This is a genomic window from Synechococcus sp. C9, from assembly GCF_022984075.1.
Classification (GTDB): domain Bacteria; phylum Cyanobacteriota; class Cyanobacteriia; order Gloeomargaritales; family Gloeomargaritaceae; genus Gloeomargarita.
Window position 1 is genome coordinate 1120684 of record NZ_JALAAD010000001.1, and the last position, 16218, is coordinate 1136901.

17 protein-coding genes are annotated in these 16218 nt (G+C 54.1%); 7 read left to right on the top strand and 10 right to left on the bottom strand.

The features are described from left to right. Nucleotides 1-117 precede the first annotated feature (117 nt). Nucleotides 118-1431 (top strand): class I SAM-dependent methyltransferase, encoded by a 1314-nt coding sequence (locus MLD66_RS05600; protein ID WP_247215952.1) that lies wholly within the window; start codon nucleotides 118-120, stop codon nucleotides 1429-1431. A 3-nt stretch (nucleotides 1432-1434) separates the two neighbouring features. After that, nucleotides 1435-2784, top strand: a complete 1350-nt coding sequence (locus tag MLD66_RS05605) for a class I SAM-dependent methyltransferase (protein ID WP_247215953.1) — start codon at nucleotides 1435-1437, stop codon at nucleotides 2782-2784. A 442-nt stretch (nucleotides 2785-3226) separates the two neighbouring features. On the opposite strand, the gene MLD66_RS05610 is transcribed toward MLD66_RS05605, so the two are convergent. After that, entirely contained in the window at nucleotides 3227-3748 is a 522-nt protein-coding gene (locus tag MLD66_RS05610) for a photosystem I assembly protein Ycf3 (protein ID WP_247215954.1), read from the bottom strand. A gap of 2 nt (nucleotides 3749-3750) precedes the next feature. Next, on the bottom strand, nucleotides 3751-5082 hold the full coding sequence (locus MLD66_RS05615; protein WP_247215955.1) for a glycosyltransferase family 2 protein: 1332 nt from the start codon (nucleotides 5080-5082) through the stop codon (nucleotides 3751-3753). 61 nt (nucleotides 5083-5143) lie between these two features. Here MLD66_RS05615 and MLD66_RS05620 point away from each other — a divergent pair, with 61 nt between their 5' ends. After that, complete coding sequence (locus tag MLD66_RS05620) at nucleotides 5144-6511, top strand: serine/threonine-protein kinase (protein WP_247215956.1); 1368 nt, start codon at nucleotides 5144-5146, stop codon at nucleotides 6509-6511. Here the strand turns inward: MLD66_RS05620 and MLD66_RS05625 are convergent. The 7 genes from MLD66_RS05625 to secE all read right to left on the bottom strand — a co-directional run bounded on the left by MLD66_RS05625 (nucleotide 6508) and on the right by secE (nucleotide 11172). Continuing rightward, a complete protein-coding gene (locus MLD66_RS05625) occupies nucleotides 6508-7791 on the bottom strand; it encodes a histidine phosphatase family protein (RefSeq protein WP_247215957.1) in 1284 nt (427 codons plus the stop codon). The genes MLD66_RS05620 and MLD66_RS05625 overlap by 4 nt on opposite strands. Nucleotides 7792-7803: 12 nt before the next feature. Further along, entirely contained in the window at nucleotides 7804-8217 is a 414-nt protein-coding gene (rplL, locus tag MLD66_RS05630; RefSeq protein WP_247215958.1) for a 50S ribosomal protein L7/L12, read from the bottom strand. A 54-nt stretch (nucleotides 8218-8271) separates the two neighbouring features. After that, the gene (gene rplJ, locus MLD66_RS05635) at nucleotides 8272-8841 is read right to left on the bottom strand and encodes a 50S ribosomal protein L10 (protein WP_247215959.1); all 570 of its coding nucleotides are present in this window, start codon (nucleotides 8839-8841) and stop codon (nucleotides 8272-8274) included. A gap of 195 nt (nucleotides 8842-9036) precedes the next feature. Continuing rightward, nucleotides 9037-9747 (bottom strand): 50S ribosomal protein L1, encoded by a 711-nt coding sequence (gene rplA / locus MLD66_RS05640; protein ID WP_247215960.1) that lies wholly within the window; start codon nucleotides 9745-9747, stop codon nucleotides 9037-9039. Nucleotides 9748-9835: 88 nt separating this feature from the next. Next, complete coding sequence (rplK, locus tag MLD66_RS05645) at nucleotides 9836-10261, bottom strand: 50S ribosomal protein L11 (RefSeq protein ID WP_247215961.1); 426 nt, start codon at nucleotides 10259-10261, stop codon at nucleotides 9836-9838. A gap of 27 nt (nucleotides 10262-10288) precedes the next feature. Continuing rightward, nucleotides 10289-10918 (bottom strand): transcription termination/antitermination protein NusG, encoded by a 630-nt coding sequence (nusG, locus tag MLD66_RS05650; RefSeq protein WP_247215962.1) that lies wholly within the window; start codon nucleotides 10916-10918, stop codon nucleotides 10289-10291. Next, nucleotides 10915-11172, bottom strand: a complete 258-nt coding sequence (gene secE / locus MLD66_RS05655; protein WP_339396922.1) for a preprotein translocase subunit SecE — start codon at nucleotides 11170-11172, stop codon at nucleotides 10915-10917. The genes nusG and secE overlap by 4 nt, the downstream gene beginning before the upstream one ends. 93 nt (nucleotides 11173-11265) lie before the next feature. On the opposite strand from secE, the gene rpsD reads away from it, so the two are divergent. Then, complete coding sequence (gene rpsD / locus MLD66_RS05660) at nucleotides 11266-11877, top strand: 30S ribosomal protein S4 (protein WP_247215963.1); 612 nt, start codon at nucleotides 11266-11268, stop codon at nucleotides 11875-11877. Nucleotides 11878-12074: 197 nt separating this feature from the next. Here rpsD and MLD66_RS05665 read toward each other — a convergent pair whose 3' ends face one another. Beyond that, nucleotides 12075-12848 (bottom strand): carbohydrate ABC transporter permease, encoded by a 774-nt coding sequence (locus tag MLD66_RS05665; RefSeq protein ID WP_247215964.1) that lies wholly within the window; start codon nucleotides 12846-12848, stop codon nucleotides 12075-12077. 259 nt (nucleotides 12849-13107) lie between these two features. Here MLD66_RS05665 and trmFO point away from each other — a divergent pair, with 259 nt between their 5' ends. The 3 genes from trmFO to MLD66_RS05680 all read left to right on the top strand — a co-directional run bounded on the left by trmFO (nucleotide 13108) and on the right by MLD66_RS05680 (nucleotide 16191). Next, the gene (gene trmFO, locus MLD66_RS05670; RefSeq protein WP_247215965.1) at nucleotides 13108-14451 is read left to right on the top strand and encodes an FADH(2)-oxidizing methylenetetrahydrofolate--tRNA-(uracil(54)-C(5))-methyltransferase TrmFO; all 1344 of its coding nucleotides are present in this window, start codon (nucleotides 13108-13110) and stop codon (nucleotides 14449-14451) included. A 31-nt stretch (nucleotides 14452-14482) separates the two neighbouring features. After that, nucleotides 14483-15517, top strand: coding sequence for an S-methyl-5-thioribose-1-phosphate isomerase (gene mtnA, locus MLD66_RS05675; protein ID WP_247215966.1), 1035 nt, complete (start codon nucleotides 14483-14485; stop codon nucleotides 15515-15517). 80 nt (nucleotides 15518-15597) lie between these two features. Continuing rightward, complete coding sequence (locus tag MLD66_RS05680) at nucleotides 15598-16191, top strand: peroxiredoxin (RefSeq protein ID WP_247215967.1); 594 nt, start codon at nucleotides 15598-15600, stop codon at nucleotides 16189-16191. Nucleotides 16192-16218 lie beyond the last annotated feature (27 nt).

A 16218-nucleotide genomic window follows, 5' to 3' on the forward strand; every position in this document is an offset into this window, starting at 1 on the left:
TCAAGTAGGAATCCAGGAGAACATCGAGATAAAGGGAAACCTTCCATTTTTCTTAACCCAATCCCACAGGAGATTGATTATAATTAGAGCCAACCTAAAAAATCGGCCTTAAAAACGATGGATGAAGTTTTAGAAAAAATTCGTCAACAGTTTAACTACGGTCCCTATCCCCGTTACCCTTTAGAGAAGTCCCCCAAGGATGACCGAGAATTTTTATGGATTCATAATGTCACCACGCCTTACTATCTGCGGTACCGGCAACGTCCTCCCCAGGATTTAGTGATTTTGGATGCGGGGTGCGGTTCCGGGTACAAAGCCTTAGCCCTTGCCCTTGCCAATCCGGGGGCTAAAATTGTCGGGATTGACTTTTCTCCTAACTCGGTGGATTTGGCTATCAAAAGATTCGAGTTTCATGGTCTATCCAACTATGAATTTCATGTCCTCCCGATTGACCAGGTGGGTGAATTAGGCTTAACGTTTGATTACATTAACTGCGATGAAGTTTTATATCTAATGCCTGACCCGGTAGCCACATTAGCGACTTTTAAGCAGGTCTTAAAACCCCTGGGGATTCTCCGAGTTAATGTGCATAATCAATACCAGCGGGAGATGTATTTCAAAGTCCAGGAATTCTTTGGGCTGTTGGGTTTAATGCAGGATAATCCCGAGGAATTTGAATTAAAAACCGTTCAAGAGATCATGGGGCAACTCAACGATAGATGTGAACTAAAGCGGATAACATGGAGTAAAAAATATGAGGGCGAATTAAATGATCATATCAGCGAATTTATTTTGATGAATTGCCTGCTCCAGGGGGACAAGGGATTTACCATTCCCCAGATATTTGGGTGTTTGGAGGAGGCTGGTTTAGAGTTTATTGAAATGGTGGCCTGGCCAAAATGGCGTATCAAATCCCTGTTCAAAGACCCTGAGAACCTACCCACCGTGTTAACTTTGGCACTGGCAGAAGCGACACCGATGGAGGTATTACACCTGGTGAATTTGTTGCATCCAGGGGAGCGACTTTTGGATTTGTGGTGTGGTCATCCCAATGCCGAACCAACGGTTGTTTCCCAAGGTCAGGCGATGGTTTCTCTGCATCCCCAATTAAGAAACGAAACGGTGCAACAAGCGTGGCAAGCCCATTTGCAGGGAGGGCGGCCTTTAATCCTGTCAGATTACTTGAAATTCCCTGTCCAGGGCGCATTACAGATTGAGAAAGTGGAAATTGATGCGATTGCCCTTGGGGCTTTGTGGCCTTTGTTTGAGGGCACCCAATCTTTTGAAAGTCTTTTGCAACGTTGGTTACAACTCTATCCCCGGGATTTACTCACCTTGGAACCGGTGCCTGTTGAAATTGCTCGTACCATGTTAAGGGAATTACTATTATTTTTAGAACAATCCCTTTATGTGCTACTAACGGTTGAGTAAGGCATGGCTGACAATGGGAATAACAGCAATAGTAACCTTATAAAAATTAGGGAGCAATTTGACTTTGGCCCCTATCCCTATTTCCCCTTGGAGCAATCCCCCCAGCATGAAACAGAATCTTTATTTATTCACAATCTGACCACCCCTTACTATTTGAAATATAAGCGACTTCCACCGCAAGATAATTTAATTATTTTGGATGCGGGATGTGGTTCGGGTTACGGTGCCTTAACCCTGGCGTTGGCGAACCCTAATGCCCGGATTGTGGGGATTGATTTATCTGAAAAATCTATCGAACTGGCCCGCCATCGTCTGCATTATCATGGGATAAAAAACTATGAATTTCATGTATTACCCATTGAGGAAATTGGTTGTTTGAATTATCAATTTGACTACATTAATTGCGATGAAGTCATCTATTTATCGGATGACCCCAAAGTAACGTTACAAAAGCTGGCTCAAGCCTTAAAACCCCAGGGAATTATGCGGGTGAATTTTCACGACCAGTACCAGCGTGCTGAGCAATATCGGGGTCAGGAATTTTTTGAGTGGCTCGGCTTAAAAAAAAATAACCCTGAAGACCAAGCCATTCATACGGTGCGCCTGATCATGGAACAGTTGCAGGATGAGGTTAATCTCAAAAAAAACTGTTGGCAACCCGCCTTAGGTAATCGTTTAGACCGATGGGGTCAGGAATATATTTTAATGAATTACCTCTTTCAATGTGATAAAGGATTTACGCCCCTGGATGTGAGTCACTATTTAGAGTATGCCGGTTTGGAATTGATTGAAATGGTCTATTGGCGCAAGTGGCGATTAACGGAATTATTTACTGACCCGGAGAATGTACCGGCGATCATTGGGGCTGTTGAGGCGATTGCTACCCCTTGGGAGCGGTATTATCTCAGGGATTTAATTCATCCTCACGAGCGGCTCATTGATTTTTGGTGCGGCTATCCCACCGCCCCACAAGCAACGATATTAACAGCGGAATCTCTGATTTATTTGCACCCCCAACTCTGTACCGATCTGGTCAAAACCGCTTGGCGGAGTACCTTGGAACAGGGACAGGCTTTTCCGATTTCTCATTTCTTGAAAACTCCAGCACAAAGTTGTTTTTTTCAAGCGGAAGTAAGCCTCGATTTTGTGACCGCAAGTGTGCTATGTCCTTTACTGGAAATGCCCATGAGATTCTCTCAAATCAAAGATAGATGGTTGCACTTATACCCCCAGGATTGGTTAACGTCAAACCCTACGGATGTGCAAGCAATTACCATCAAATTGCAAGAGATATTATTGATGTTAGAAAAATATCTTTATGTACTGATTGTATCTGATTCATCTGATTCCTAGGAGCCACTATAGCAATCCTACTTGATTGACGAACGGAAATTCCGCAGAACCAAGAACGGGGGCGGTGCCCCTGCGACCCCCTGTTCCATTCTCATTTAGGACTGCTATAGTCGTTTCACAAGAAAATGCAACGCTTTGAGGCACTGGTAATCACTGTATCCCCTTCTAGGACAGGGTTTGCAGGTAAAGGCGAATGTTGCAAACTTGTTTGAAATTACTATATATCTGATTCCTAGGAGCCACTATAGCAATCCCAAACCATTACGCAACAGAAATTTTCCAGAACCAAAGACGACCCCTATTCTATTTTCATTTACGATTGCTATAGCATCTGTTTACAATCCGGTTGCAGGCTGTTCACCAATGAAAGCATACCAAGCATCTTAGAGCCGGTGGGTTGACAGCCGTATCCCGGAACCACTGCAAAGGCTGACTGCGCCGCTTAAATCAAGATGTCAATTGTGGCACGCCCAGTGGTTTTCAGCCAGTTCTGGGCTTCAATGTAGTTGTTGGGGGCAAGGCGAATCGCCTGTTGCCAATACTGGGCGGCTTGGTCGAATAATTGCTCGGCTCGTTCCAAATCATTGGCGGCCTTGGCCTGCTCCGCCTGGTAATGGTAAATCACCGCCACATTATTCAACGCCTGGGGCATCCGGGGGTTCAAGTCCAGGGCTTGCTGGTAATAATCCAGGGCTTTCTCGTGATCCCCGTTGCTGGTATGAATCAGGGCAATGTTGTACAAAATAAAGCTCCGGTCGTAGGTGTCATCCTCTAGGGCCAGGGCTTCTTCGTAGTTTTGCAGAGCCTCGGCGTATTCCCCTTCCGCCTGGGCGTTCATGCCATCCCGGTAGTAAACAAAGGCCGCTTTTTGTTTGGGGGTGGCGGGCAGTACCTTCAGCAAAATATCCGCCAGAACTGTAAAGGTTTTGTCAATGAAATTGTCGTTGCGCTGGGAGCGGGGCATGGCTATTCCCCTGAAGTGACATGGACAGTTTTTACCCATTTTAACCGTTTTGGCCGCACAGCTACCCGCACCATCATGGCCGCCATCACGGGTAACCAATGGGTCATGTAGAGCATGGCCCGCAGGGAAGCCCCCAGGAGTTGCCAAGGGGAGCGGGGTTCCAGCCGGGACAGCCCCCGCCAGGTAGAACCGCAGAACAAGAGCAACATCACGCTGGTTAAGGGCCAGAGTAGGGGGGGGTGTTTGCCCCAGATTGCCCACAGACTATCGGGGATGCTGGCCGCCGGGAGCAGGTATTGGCTCACACAAGTTACCCCCGTATCAAAGCGTTTCCAAGCCCCCCAGGGCCAGAACAGCCAGGGTCGCCAATAGTCTAAATACCGTTGATAGCCCCCTTCTGCCCAACGGTTGCGCTGGTGCCACAGGGCCCGGAAATTGGTCACCCCCTCTTCCATGACGCTGGGGGTAAAGAGAAATTCAATATCCCAGGCATCCAAGTGCAGGCGAAAGGTTAAATCCAGGTCGTCGGTGAGGGTGGCTTCATTCCAGCCCCCCACTCGGTTCAGGGCGGTGCGGCGGACAAATTGCCCATTTCCCCGCAGTTCGGCGATCCCCCCCAGGCGGCGGCGTTGCTGTTGCAAAAAGGCATCCAGGATCATTTCCACCCGTTGCCCGGCTAACCACCAGTTCGGCGGGCCGGGGGCAATGGCCTTGCGTACCTGGACGGCCCCTACCTGGGGTTGCTGAAACAGGGGCACAATCCAGTGCAATAGGTCCGGGGACACCTGGGCATCCGCATCAAACACCCCCACAATCTCCCCTTGGCTGAGGCGCAGTCCCTCGTTCAGGGCACCGGATTTGCCCCCCCCTGCTCCGGCCGGCCGGTGTAAGACCCGCAGTTGGGGATAATGGGGGCGGAGTTGATCCAAAATTTGCCCGGTGGCATCCGTACTGGCATCGTCAATCACCCACAGGTCATAGCAGGGGTAATCCAGTTGACACAGGGAGCGCACCAGCCGTTCAATCACCGCTTCTTCATTTTTGGCCGCCACCAGCAGGGTCACGGAGGGGAGCGGGGTGTCTCCCGTCAGGGCGGGGGGCGTTTCCGGGATGGCTTTCCCCCAGAGCAACCGCAGTACCTGCCAGCCCACCACGCTGGTTAACGCCCATACCACCCAGGTTCCCCAGGAAACCCAATGCAGTGCCAGGGTGCCCCCCCAAATCAGGGACAGTACCACTGCGGCTTTGCGGCGCCGTCCTTGCCCGTAGGCGTTAAAATCCTGGGGGGTGGGGTCGTAAAATTCGGGTTGCTCCCAAATCTGCTCGGCGGCCATAGGCATTCCTACACGTTTGCCCCCACTATACTATGGGAACACGGCACTCCGCACGGCAACTATGCTGGGTCAAATTTTGGATAACCGTTATCAAATCCTGCAACAGTTGGGGTCGGGGGGCTTCAGCCGCACCTACCTCGCCCGGGATACCCGCCGGCCGGGGCAACCCCCCTGTGTGGTGAAACACCTGGTGCATCGAGCCGATGACCCGGAACATTTCGCCCTGGTGCGCCAACTCTTTCGCCAGGAAGGGGAAATTTTAGAACGCCTGGGGGAACACGACCAAATTCCCCGGCTGTTGGCCTATTTTGAGCAGGGGGAAGAATTTTTCCTGGTGCAGGAATATATTGAGGGAACTGCCCTGGAGCAGGAACTGGCGCAACCGCCGGTGTGGAACGAAACCCAGGTGGTGAATTTCCTCAAGGATGTCCTGACCATTCTCACCTTCGTTCACAGCCAAAAGGTGATCCACCGGGATATTAAACCCAGCAATCTGATGCGGCGTTACAGTGACCAAAAAATTGTCCTGCTGGATTTTGGGGCGGTCAAACGCATTGCCACCGGGGATACTCCCAGCGGACAACCCACCCTGGGCTTAGGTACCACCGGCTATGCCCCCCTGGAGCAGGTGGAAGGTCGTCCCCGCCCCGGCAGTGACCTGTACGCCCTAGGGGTACTGGCAATTCAAGCGGCAACCGGGCTGAGTCCTTTGCAGATTCCCGAGGATGACCAGGGGGAATTGCTCTGGCAGGTGCCGGACTTTGACCCAGCCTTGACCGCTGTGCTGTGCCGCCTGACCCGCCGCTATTACTGGGACCGCTACGACCGTGCCGCCGCTGTTTTGGCGGATTTAGCCACGGTGGAAAAACACCTCTATGAACCCCCGGAAACCCTCTTTTTGCCCCAGTCCCCAAGCCGTTCCCGTCAAGGGGATATTTTGCTCGTGGACGACCAGCCGGAACGCCTGCGCTGGTTAAGTCTAACCCTAGCGGAACAGGGGTTTACCGTACGCTCAGCGGTGCATGGACTCCTCGCCCTGGAAGCCGCCCAAGCCCAGCCCCCGGATTTGTTCCTGGTGTCAGCCACCCTGCCGGGGATGGATGGGTATGAATTTTGCCAACGATGCCAGGGACAACCCGCCCTCCAGGGGATTCCGGTGGTACTGCTCGGTGACCAGGCGGCACCCTGGGCGGTCGTAAAAGCCTTGAGTGTGGGGGCGGTGGACTATCTGCCCCGTCCTTTCAAGGTGCTGGAACTGATCGCCCGCTTGGAAACCCGCCTCCACCAGGGGCGCATCTGCCGGGAAGTGCTCTCCCTACGCCAGCAGTTGCAGGAAACCCAGGCACGGTTACAGATGGAAATCCAATGCCGTCAGGATTTGGAACAAAAATTAGCCCCAAAACCAGACTCGGAACCCCCCAAAAATTAAAGTGCCCCGGCTACGGTTTGATCCAATAACCCATCCGTGCGGGTCAAATTCAACATTTGTAAAACCGGTGCCCCCCCGGCTCCTTCGGGGTAGTCAATCACACTAATCGCACCATTGCCCTGTTTGAATAACCAAAAATGCGCCGGTTCCAGATGAAATAGCTGGCACAAAATGGCTTTATTGATCGCATCATGGGCAACGACCATGCCCTGTTGACCCTCGTATTGAGTAATGATTTTTTGCCAGACCTGTCCCGCCCGTTCCCACACTTGGTTGAGGTTTTCTCCCCCCGGCATTTGCACCTGTTCGGGATGCTGATTCCAAGTATCCAACATCCCCGGAAATTCGGCTTCAACTTCCCGATGAAATTTCCCTTCCCAGTCCCCGTGGCTAATTTCTTGCAGGTCGGGAATGAGGTTAAGGTTCACTTCTGGATGGGAGGCTAATATGATTTCTGCGGTTTCCCGGGAGCGGCTCAAAGGGCTACTGATGGCAAAATCCAAACTAACTTGGGACAATAATTTTTGGGTTTGTTGGGCTTGGTATTTCCCCTGTGCATTCAAAGGAATATCCCTCTGCCCTTGAAATTGCCCCTGACGATTCCAATCCGTTTCCCCATGCCGGACGAGATAAATCCGAGTGTTGCCTTTGGTTTTGGGGAATAGGTTGCCGGTGTGAAAAACCAGATTCAGGGCTTCCAATTGCACCCGTTCCGGTTCCCAATTCAGCACCGTTAAACCACAATTGCTCTGTTGCAGGCGAAAATAATGCGCCAGTTTGAAGCCCAATAAGCGCACCAGTAACATCCGGTTGATCGTGGCGTGCCCCACCACGAGGATGGTTTCGCCGGGATGCCTGGGGAGAACCTCCTGCCAAAACTGCTCCGCCTGCGCCGATAACTCCAGCACCGGATACCGCCCCGCCATCACAAACCGTTCCGGCACCTGTCGCCAGTACTGGTAATCCTGGGGGAACTGGGTGCGTACCTGCTCATGGGTCAACCCTTCCCACTCCGGCAGGTCAATTTCCAGCAGATGGGGGGAGGGGGTGATGGGCACCCCCGTTAGGTTTAATAGCTGGGCGGTTTCCAGGGCACGACGCAGGGGGCTGACATAGATGTGATCTACGCCCACCCCCTGGAGGAGTTGTCCGGTCGCCACCGCCATCTGCCGCCCCCGCTCGGTCAAGGATGCCGTATCCGAACGACCCTGCACCCGGGATTGAACGTTGAAGGTGCTTTCGCCGTGACGGGTGAGCAAGATGCGAGTACGGGGGGACATGGGCGCAGGGGGTTACTTCACCGCCACTGTAGCACCCGCTTCGACCAATTTGGCCTTGACTTTTTCCGCCTCGTCCTTGGGAATCCCCTCCTTGACCGCCTTGGGTGCCGCTTCCACCAATTCCTTGGCTTCCTTCAGCCCCAGCCCGGTCAGTTCCCGCACCACCTTCAGGATGGCAATTTTCTTATCAGCAGGCACTGCTTCCAAAACCACGCTGAACTCGGTCTGTTCCTCCACAGGTTCCGCCGCCGCCGCCGGAGCCGCCCCAGCCCCCGCCACCGCCACGGGAGCCGCCATCATCATCCCCCCAGCGGGAGCTGCCGCACTCACCCCAAAGGCCTCCTCGATCTGTTTGACCAACTCGGCCGCCTCCAACAGGGTAAGGCTTTTCAATTCCTCCAAAATCGCATCGGTTTTTGCAGACATGGTTGATTCTCCTGATTAAGTAACGTGATTCAACAACTGACCAAACAACACCCCCTAGGAAGCGGCGGCATCCTCCCGTTGGGCTACCGCCTGAATCGCCCGCCCCAGGGAAGCAGGCACCTCGTTGATCCCGGTCGCCAGTTGGGTGGGCACCGCATGGAGCGCCGTTGCCAACTGGGTGGGCAGGGTTTTCAACATCCCCGCCACCTTGGCCATCAACACCTCTTTGGGGGGTAGTTCCAGGACAGCCTTAATGCCCTTTTCATCCAGGGCTTGCCCCTCCATCACCCCGCCCCGCAGTTCGGTTTTTTTGGTGGCTTTTTGGAACTCCTGGTAGGCTTTCACCGCCCCGGGCAGGTCATCTCGCACCAACAAAAACGCCGTCGTCCCCCGGAGAAAACTCTCCATCGGTTGCCAGGTGGGATTGTCCCGAATCGCTATCCCCATCAGGGTATTTTTGGTGACTTTGCAGACCGTCCCTGTGGGGCGCAACCGCCGCCGTAGATCGGTCATTTCCGCCACCGTCAACCCCTGGTAATCAATCACCAAAGTCATCTGGGTTTGCCCCAGAGTTTGCTTCAGTTCGGCGACAATCGCCTCTTTATCTGCGAACGTTCGTCCCATACATCACTCCCAACAAAAAACCCGGTCATGGGCCGGGTCACAGCCTTCCATCCCCCAACGGACGGAATCACTGTTGACCTCGGCAGGAAATTTTACGCATTGACGCATCATGCACCTGCGGTCTGCGGTCAAAGATTCACTTGGGGGATTGGTCAATAGGCAAACTCCTAACTCACTAAAGTAATGCTGAAATCCTTACGCTTCCGCCACCTTCATCTCCCGCAGGATGTTGAAATCCACCTGGATACTCGGCCCCATGGTAGCGGCAACAAACAAACTGCGCCAGTAGCGACCCTTCGCTCCCGAGGGACGGTTGCGGTCAATGGACTCCTGCACCGCCTTCAGGTTCACCAACAGGTCATGGGCGGGAAACGTCGCCTTACCAAACAAAAGGTGGACAATGCCGGAACGGTCAGCCCGGTACTCCAGCTTCCCGCCCTTAAATTCAGCAATCGCCGCCCCCAAGTCAAAGGTCACCGTCCCCCCCTTGGGCGAGGGCATCAACCCCTTCGGCCCCAGCAGTTTTCCTAGTTTCGCCACCTTGGGCATGATGTCCGGGGTGGCAATCAGCTTATCAAAATCCAATCGCCCCCCGGCAATCTCCTCAATCAGTTCCTCGGAACCATACACATCCGCCCCCGCCGCCTGGGCTTCCGCCACCTTCTCCCCCCGGGCGATCACCGCCACCCGCACCGTCTGCCCCGTCCCCTTGGGCAAGCTCACCGTCGCCCGCAGTTGTTGATCGTTGAATTTGGGGTCAATCCCCAACCGCACATGGGCTTCCACACTCTCAGGAAATTTAGCCGTGGCCGTTTCCTTGAGTAGGGCAATCGCCTCCTCGGGTTCGTAGGCCCGTGGCTCCACCTTGGTTAGCAAAGCCCGCAACCGCTTCGACTGTTTTTTCATGGATGTCACCTCTGGGGTGCCAACGAAGGTAATCCTTCTCCCCCAAAATAAATGCAATTTTTTATCTTACAACGGCATAAGAATCCTGTCAATCCACAATCGTGATCCCCATTTGCCGAGCGGTGCCAGCGATGGTCTTCATCGCCGCTTCCACGTTCTCCGTATTCAGGTCAGGGAGTTTGGTCTGGGCGATTTCCCGCAGTTGCGCCCGGGTGACCTGACCCACTTTTTTCCCCTTCGGATCGCCGGAACCCTTGGCCACCCCAGCCGCCTTCGCCAACAGCACCGAAGCTGGGGGGGTTTTCAGGACAAACGTAAAACTGCGGTCCTCAAAAATAGTAATTTCCGCCGGAATGATCATGCCTGCCTTGTCAGCGGTTTTGGCATTGTACTCCTTGCAGAACATCATGATATTCACCCCATGTTGCCCGAGGGCAGGGCCGACCGGGGGCGCAGGGTTGGCTTTTCCCGCCGGTAGGGCCAGCTTGACAATCGCCGTGACTTTTTTGGCCATGGTAGTTAGCTTCCTTGTTGAAAAAAATTAACTCTCTTTTTGAATCTGGGTAAATTCCAGTTCCACCGGGGTTTCCCGCCCAAAGATGGAGAGCAGGGCCTTGAGTTTGCTCCGCTCCGGGCTGACCTCGATCACTTCCCCTCGGAAATCCTTGAATGGGCCAGCAATGACCAGGATCAAATCCCCCGGTGCCATGTCCACCTTCACCTTGGGTTCCTCCACCGCCACCGACTGGAAGACCCGCTCCACCTCCGCTTCCGACAGGGGCATGGGTTTCACATGGCTCCGGCCCCCGGCGCGCAACTGTTGGGAGCCCACAAAATTGATCACATGGGGGGTGTTGCGCACCAACTGCCACGCCTCGTCGTCAATTTCCCATTGCCCTTGCTCGTTCGCCACCGCCAGCATTTGCACATAGACATAGCCGGGGTAGATTTTTTCCTCCGCATTTTGACGGCTCCCATCCTTGCGAATCCGTACCACCGGGGCCTGGGGAATCGCCACCTGCAAAATTCGATCCGTCATGTCCAGAGTACGACTGCGTTGCTCCAGGGTGCTTTTCACCTTCTGTTCACAACCAGAGGCCACCTGCACCACATACCAACAGGGGCGACCAACCAGTTCTTCCCCTTCCACCGGGTCCGCCGAATAGGTCATGCAAATACCTGCCGGGACAACCATGCAAATAAGGAATCCACCAGGTAAATCAACAGGGTGGACGCCACCACCATTAAAATCACCGCAAAGGACTCGCTGATGAGTTGTTGCCGGGTCGGCCAGATGACCTTCTTCAACTCATTCCGCACATCATTGATAAATGCCAATGGTCCACTCCCCGGGGGAGCCGCCATCGTTTCTTTCTTTTCCATGCAGGCGCAACGGGTGAGCAGAACCCGCTCATTTTTGGGCATTGACTATATTAGCATACCTTTCCCAAATTCGTACCTCTTGCTGGAATGAAAAGCCCATGCTACTATTAGAGACTGTTGCAAAATTCTAACCCTATGTCTCGTTATCGTGGCCCCCGGGTGCGGGTGATCCGCCGGTTGGGGGAACTGCCTGGTTTGACCCGCAAAGCCGCCCGCAAGCGACCCAACCCCCCTGGTCAGCATGGGCAAGCGCCCCGCAAGCCCTCGGAGTACGCCAAACGGCTGGAGGAAAAGCAAAAACTGCGGTTCAACTATGGACTTTCGGAGCGGCAACTCCTGCGCTATGTCCGCAAAGCCCGGCGGGTGAAGGGTTCCACGGGACAGGCATTGTTGCAGTTATTGGAAATGCGCCTGGACAATACGGTATTTCGTCTCGGCATGGCCCCCACGATTCCGGCGGCCCGGCAGTTGGTCGGACACGGGCATATTCAAGTGAATGGCCGCACGGTCTATTCCCCCAGTTATGAGTGCCGTCCGGGCGACCAGATCACCGTCAAACCCCAGGCATCCTCCCGCAAATTGGTGGAAGCCTACGCCGAATACCCCGGTTTGGCGACCCTGCCCACCCACCTGGAATTTGACAAAAACAAACTGGAAGGCAAGGTCACGGGGGTGGTTGAGCGGCAATGCGTGGCACTCCAAGTGAACGAACTGATGATCGTGGAATTTTACTCCCGCAAGGGTTAAGCAGGGGGAAGGACAGGTACCGGGTAACTTTTGGGTGCTTGGAACTGTTTTAACCTTCACCTGTTTATGGGCACTTCTAAAAATAGGTCGTAGCCCCCGTCTCTGGTTCTCAATTGGCATTCCAGGGAGATAACCTTCTCGTCCCTAGTTCTGGATGACATCAGTATCTTGCAGGAAGTTTCATATCCTGACATTTCCTAATTTTTGATGCCACTGGTAGCGATACCCTGAATAAGGGCATTTTGTCCCCAAAGAAATAGCCCCATAATCGGCAAAGTTGTTAACACAATCGCCGCCATCAATACCCCCCAATCACTGGTAAATTGTTCCTGCAATCCAGCCAGAGCCAGTTGCACTGTCCGCAATTCTGGTCGGGTTGTAAAGACCAGGGGTTTGAATAGGTCATTCCACTCCCCAATAAAGGCCAACAATCCTACCGTCACCAAGGCCGGTCGGGACAAAGGCAGGATAATTTCCCACAGAATTTGCCAGGGCTTTGCCCCATCCAAAAGGGCTTGAGCTTCTAATTCGATGGGAATGGTGAGGAAATACTGGCGCAACAAAAAAATGCTAAACCCACTGGCACTACTGGGTAAAATTAACGCTCCTAGGGTATTCAGTAAATGCCCGGTTTTCAATACTAAAAATACAGGAATGACCAGCACGGGTAAAGGCACCACGATACTGGCAATAATCAAGGATAAAATCAACCTTTTGCCGGTAAATTCTCCCCGGGCGAGGGCATACCCCGCCAGTACCGCCGTCAATCCTTGGGTCAGTACCACCCCCATCGCCACCCCCAGGGAAATGAACAAAGCGGGCAAGAGTTGCGCCTGTTGCCAGGCCAGGACGTAGTTTTGCCAGTGCCACCCAGGGGCGAGGGAGGTCTGCACCACAATCACCCCCGGCCAGAGCAACACCACGGCTCCTAGGGCGAGGATACCCGTCAGTAGGAGAGAACGAGGGGACATGGGCTAAACGGCAGAGAAAAAGCGATCCAAGTCGGTTGGTAAATGATCGTCATTTTACTCGACTAACAAACCAAAATTGCCCAAAATTTCGATCTAGCAATCCTACTTGATTAGTGTTAGCTTGCGTGCCGTAGGCATACAGGGATTTCCCAGAACCAAGGGCGGGGGGTGTCCCCTGCGACTGCTAATTTTGAATTGCTAGAGGTACCCTTAGTATATTTGGATTCATAAAGATACCCCAAAAACACTAATTCTTTTCATGACCACCATTCATGTCATTGGCGGCGGTTTAGCCGGGACGGAGGCCGCTTGGCAGATTGCCCAGATGGGATTTCCCATCACCCTGTGGGAAATGCGCCCCACCACCCCAACCCCTGCCCACCACACCGGGGACTTGGCGGAACTGGTCTGTAGTAATTCCTTTGGCGCGCGGGCGGTGGATCGGGCAACCGGTTTGCTCCAACAGGAATTGCGGGAGTTGGGTTCCCTAGTCATGCAGGTGGCGGATGCCCAGGCCGTACCCGCTGGCGGTGCCTTGGCGGTGGACCGGGTGCAGTTTAGTCGGGAGTTGACCCACCGGTTAGCCCAGCATCCCTTGGTGACCCTGCGGCGGGCGGAGGTGCGAGACATTCCCCCTGGCATCGTGGTTTTGTCCACCGGCCCGCTGACCAGTCCCCCCCTAGCGGCGCAACTGCAACGCTTGACTGGCCAGGAATACCTGAGTTTTTTTGATGCCGCCAGCCCCATCCTGCTGGGGGAGAGTATTCACCGGGAGATTGCCTTTCTCGCCAGCCGTTATGACAAGGGGGAAGCGGCCTACCTGAATTGTCCCTTGAACCCAACGGAATACGAAACCTTTTGGCAGGCGTTAATTACCGCCGAACAAGCCCCCCTGAAAGAATTTGAGCAGGAGGAAAAACGGTTTTTTGAAGCCTGTTTGCCGGTGGAGGAACTGGCACGGCGGGGGAAAGATACCCTGCGGTTTGGGCCGTTGAAACCGGTGGGACTGCGAAACCCCCAAAACCCAGCCAGCCGGCCCTATGCGGTGGTGCAACTGCGACCGGAAGACCGGGCGGGGCAGTTGTGGAATATGGTCGGGTTTCAGACCAACCTGCGTTGGGGCGAACAGCAACGGGTGTTTCGTCTGATTCCCGGTCTAGCCCAGGCGGAATTTGTGCGCTATGGGGTAATGCACCGGAATACGTTTCTCAATGCCCCCCGTCTGCTCCACCCCACCTTGCAGTTCCGGGCCTATCCCCACCTGTTTGCCGCCGGTCAACTCACGGGCACCGAGGGCTACATCGCCGCCGTGGCCGGGGGTTGGCTGGCCGGGGTGAATGCCGCCCGTTTTGCCCAGGGGTTGCCCTTGCTCACCCTGCCGCCGACGACCATGATGGGGGCGTTATTGCACTTCATCAGTACCGCAGAAGCCAAATTTTTTCAGCCCATGCCCGCCAATTTTGGGATTTTGCCCCCCCTAGCGACCCCGGTAAAACAGAAGTCCGCCCGGTACCAAGCCTACAGTCAACGGGCGTTGGCGGATTTGGCGGTTTGGCAGAGGCAATTGAACCTCCAGATACCGCTGGGTCATCCTTCGTCCTAGACTGGGAAATGTTCCTCCTGCATTGGCGTATATGTCTATCCTGCCGGTCGCTTGGGCCTATGACCATGTGCGTTTGATTGACCAAACCCGCTTGCCTACGGAGTTTGCCTATGTGGAAATCCGGCGAGCGATGGATATGGTGACGGCGATTCAAACCATGATTGTCCGGGGTGCCCCGGCCATTGGGGTGGCGGCGGCCTTTGGCATGGCTCTAGCCGCTCAGGAAATTGAGACCGAAGACCGGCAGGAATTTTTGGACCACCTGGAGAGCGTCGCCAATGCCCTGCGCCAGACCCGCCCGACAGCGATTAACCTGTTTTGGGCAATTGACCAGATGTTGAATACGGCACGGCAAACCGTCGGCCCGGTCAGCTTTCTCAAGGAAAAAATGGTCGCCACTGCCCAAGCCTTGGCGGTGGATGAATACCAAACCTGCGTCGCCATCGGGGAAAAAGGCTTAGCCTGCCTGCCTGCTGAACCCCAACGCCTGACCCTGATGACCTACTGCAACGCTGGCGCTCTGGCGACCGCTGGCTATGGCACCGCCCTGGGCGTGATCCGCTCGGCCTACCGTGCCCAACGTTTACTACAAGTGTACATCTGCGAAACCCGCCCCCGCCTGCAAGGTGCCCGACTCACCGCCTGGGAATGCGTACAAGAAGGGATTCCCGCCACCCTGATTACCGACAACATGGCTGGCTATTGTCTGCACAAAGGCTTAATCCATGCCGTGGTGGTAGGAGCAGACCGCATTGCCAGCAACGGGGACACAGCCAACAAAATCGGCACCTACAGCCTCGCCGTCCTCGCCCACGTCCACCAAATTCCCTTCTATGTGGCCGCCCCCCTGTCCAGCATTGACTGGAGCATCAGCGACGGCTCCCAAATCCCCATCGAAGAACGGAGCATCGAAGAAGTGTACAAAATCGGCGACCAATGGCTGACCGCCCCCGGCATTGACATTTTTAACCCCAGCTTCGATGTCACCCCCGCCCGCTACATCACCGGCATCATCACCGAACGGGGCATGATCCCCCCCGACCAACTCCACCAACTCCACGCCTAAACTCAAAATCGTTATGAGTATGATATAGTCATAAATGTTAAGGATTTGTGATCGCACACCATCGTTTAGGAGTGGAACCTATGGAAGGTTGTTTACAGGTGGGGCAAATGGCGCCCGATTTTGAGGCCACCGCCGTGGTGGACATGGAATTCAAAACCATCAAGCTCTCGGATTATCGGGGCAAGAAATATGTAGTGTTGTTTTTCTATCCCTTGGATTTCACCTTTGTGTGCCCGACGGAAATCACGGCCTTTAGCGACCATTATGAGGAATTTGCCAAGCTGGACACGGAAATTTTAGGGGTGTCGGTGGACAGTCAATTTTCCCATTTGGCCTGGATTCAAACCGACCGCAAAGACGGGGGTTTGGGGGAATTGAAGTATCCGTTGGTAGCGGATTTGAAAAAGACCATTAGTGCCGCCTACAACGTGTTATCCCCTGAAGGGGTGGCCTTGCGGGGTTTATTTATTATTGACAAAGAGGGAGTCATTCAGCACGCCACGATCAACAACTTGGCCTTCGGGCGGAGTGTGGATGAAACCCTGCGTACCTTACAGGCGATTCAGTATGTGCAAAGCCACCCGGACGAGGTGTGTCCCGCCAACTGGCAACCGGGTGAAAAAACCATGAACCCCGACCCGGTGAAGGCTAAGGAATACTTCGCCGCCGTGTAGGTTATTCAACCCAATGGGGTGATCCGA

Excerpts from the sequence above, each read along its gene's own strand:
- MLD66_RS05680 (WP_247215967.1), top strand. The coding sequence starts at position 15,598 with ATGGAAGGTTGTTTACAGGTGGGGCAAATGGCGCCCGATTTTGAGGCC.
- MLD66_RS05665 (WP_247215964.1), bottom strand. The coding sequence starts at position 12,848 with ATGTCCCCTCGTTCTCTCCTACTGACGGGTATCCTCGCCCTAGGAGCC.
- MLD66_RS05615 (WP_247215955.1), bottom strand. The coding sequence starts at position 5,082 with ATGGCCGCCGAGCAGATTTGGGAGCAACCCGAATTTTACGACCCCACC.
- MLD66_RS05610 (WP_247215954.1), bottom strand. The coding sequence starts at position 3,748 with ATGCCCCGCTCCCAGCGCAACGACAATTTCATTGACAAAACCTTTACA.
- MLD66_RS05625 (WP_247215957.1), bottom strand. The coding sequence starts at position 7,791 with ATGTCCCCCCGTACTCGCATCTTGCTCACCCGTCACGGCGAAAGCACC.
- trmFO (WP_247215965.1), top strand. The coding sequence starts at position 13,108 with ATGACCACCATTCATGTCATTGGCGGCGGTTTAGCCGGGACGGAGGCC.
- MLD66_RS05600 (WP_247215952.1), top strand. The coding sequence starts at position 118 with ATGGATGAAGTTTTAGAAAAAATTCGTCAACAGTTTAACTACGGTCCC.
- nusG (WP_247215962.1), bottom strand. The coding sequence starts at position 10,918 with ATGACCTATTCGGCGGACCCGGTGGAAGGGGAAGAACTGGTTGGTCGC.
- mtnA (WP_247215966.1), top strand. The coding sequence starts at position 14,483 with ATGTCTATCCTGCCGGTCGCTTGGGCCTATGACCATGTGCGTTTGATT.
- rpsD (WP_247215963.1), top strand. The coding sequence starts at position 11,266 with ATGTCTCGTTATCGTGGCCCCCGGGTGCGGGTGATCCGCCGGTTGGGG.
- rplA (WP_247215960.1), bottom strand. The coding sequence starts at position 9,747 with ATGAAAAAACAGTCGAAGCGGTTGCGGGCTTTGCTAACCAAGGTGGAG.
- secE (WP_339396922.1), bottom strand. The coding sequence starts at position 11,172 with ATGCCCAAAAATGAGCGGGTTCTGCTCACCCGTTGCGCCTGCATGGAA.
- rplJ (WP_247215959.1), bottom strand. The coding sequence starts at position 8,841 with ATGGGACGAACGTTCGCAGATAAAGAGGCGATTGTCGCCGAACTGAAG.
- rplL (WP_247215958.1), bottom strand. The coding sequence starts at position 8,217 with ATGTCTGCAAAAACCGATGCGATTTTGGAGGAATTGAAAAGCCTTACC.
- MLD66_RS05620 (WP_247215956.1), top strand. The coding sequence starts at position 5,144 with ATGCTGGGTCAAATTTTGGATAACCGTTATCAAATCCTGCAACAGTTG.
- rplK (WP_247215961.1), bottom strand. The coding sequence starts at position 10,261 with ATGGCCAAAAAAGTCACGGCGATTGTCAAGCTGGCCCTACCGGCGGGA.
- MLD66_RS05605 (WP_247215953.1), top strand. The coding sequence starts at position 1,435 with ATGGCTGACAATGGGAATAACAGCAATAGTAACCTTATAAAAATTAGG.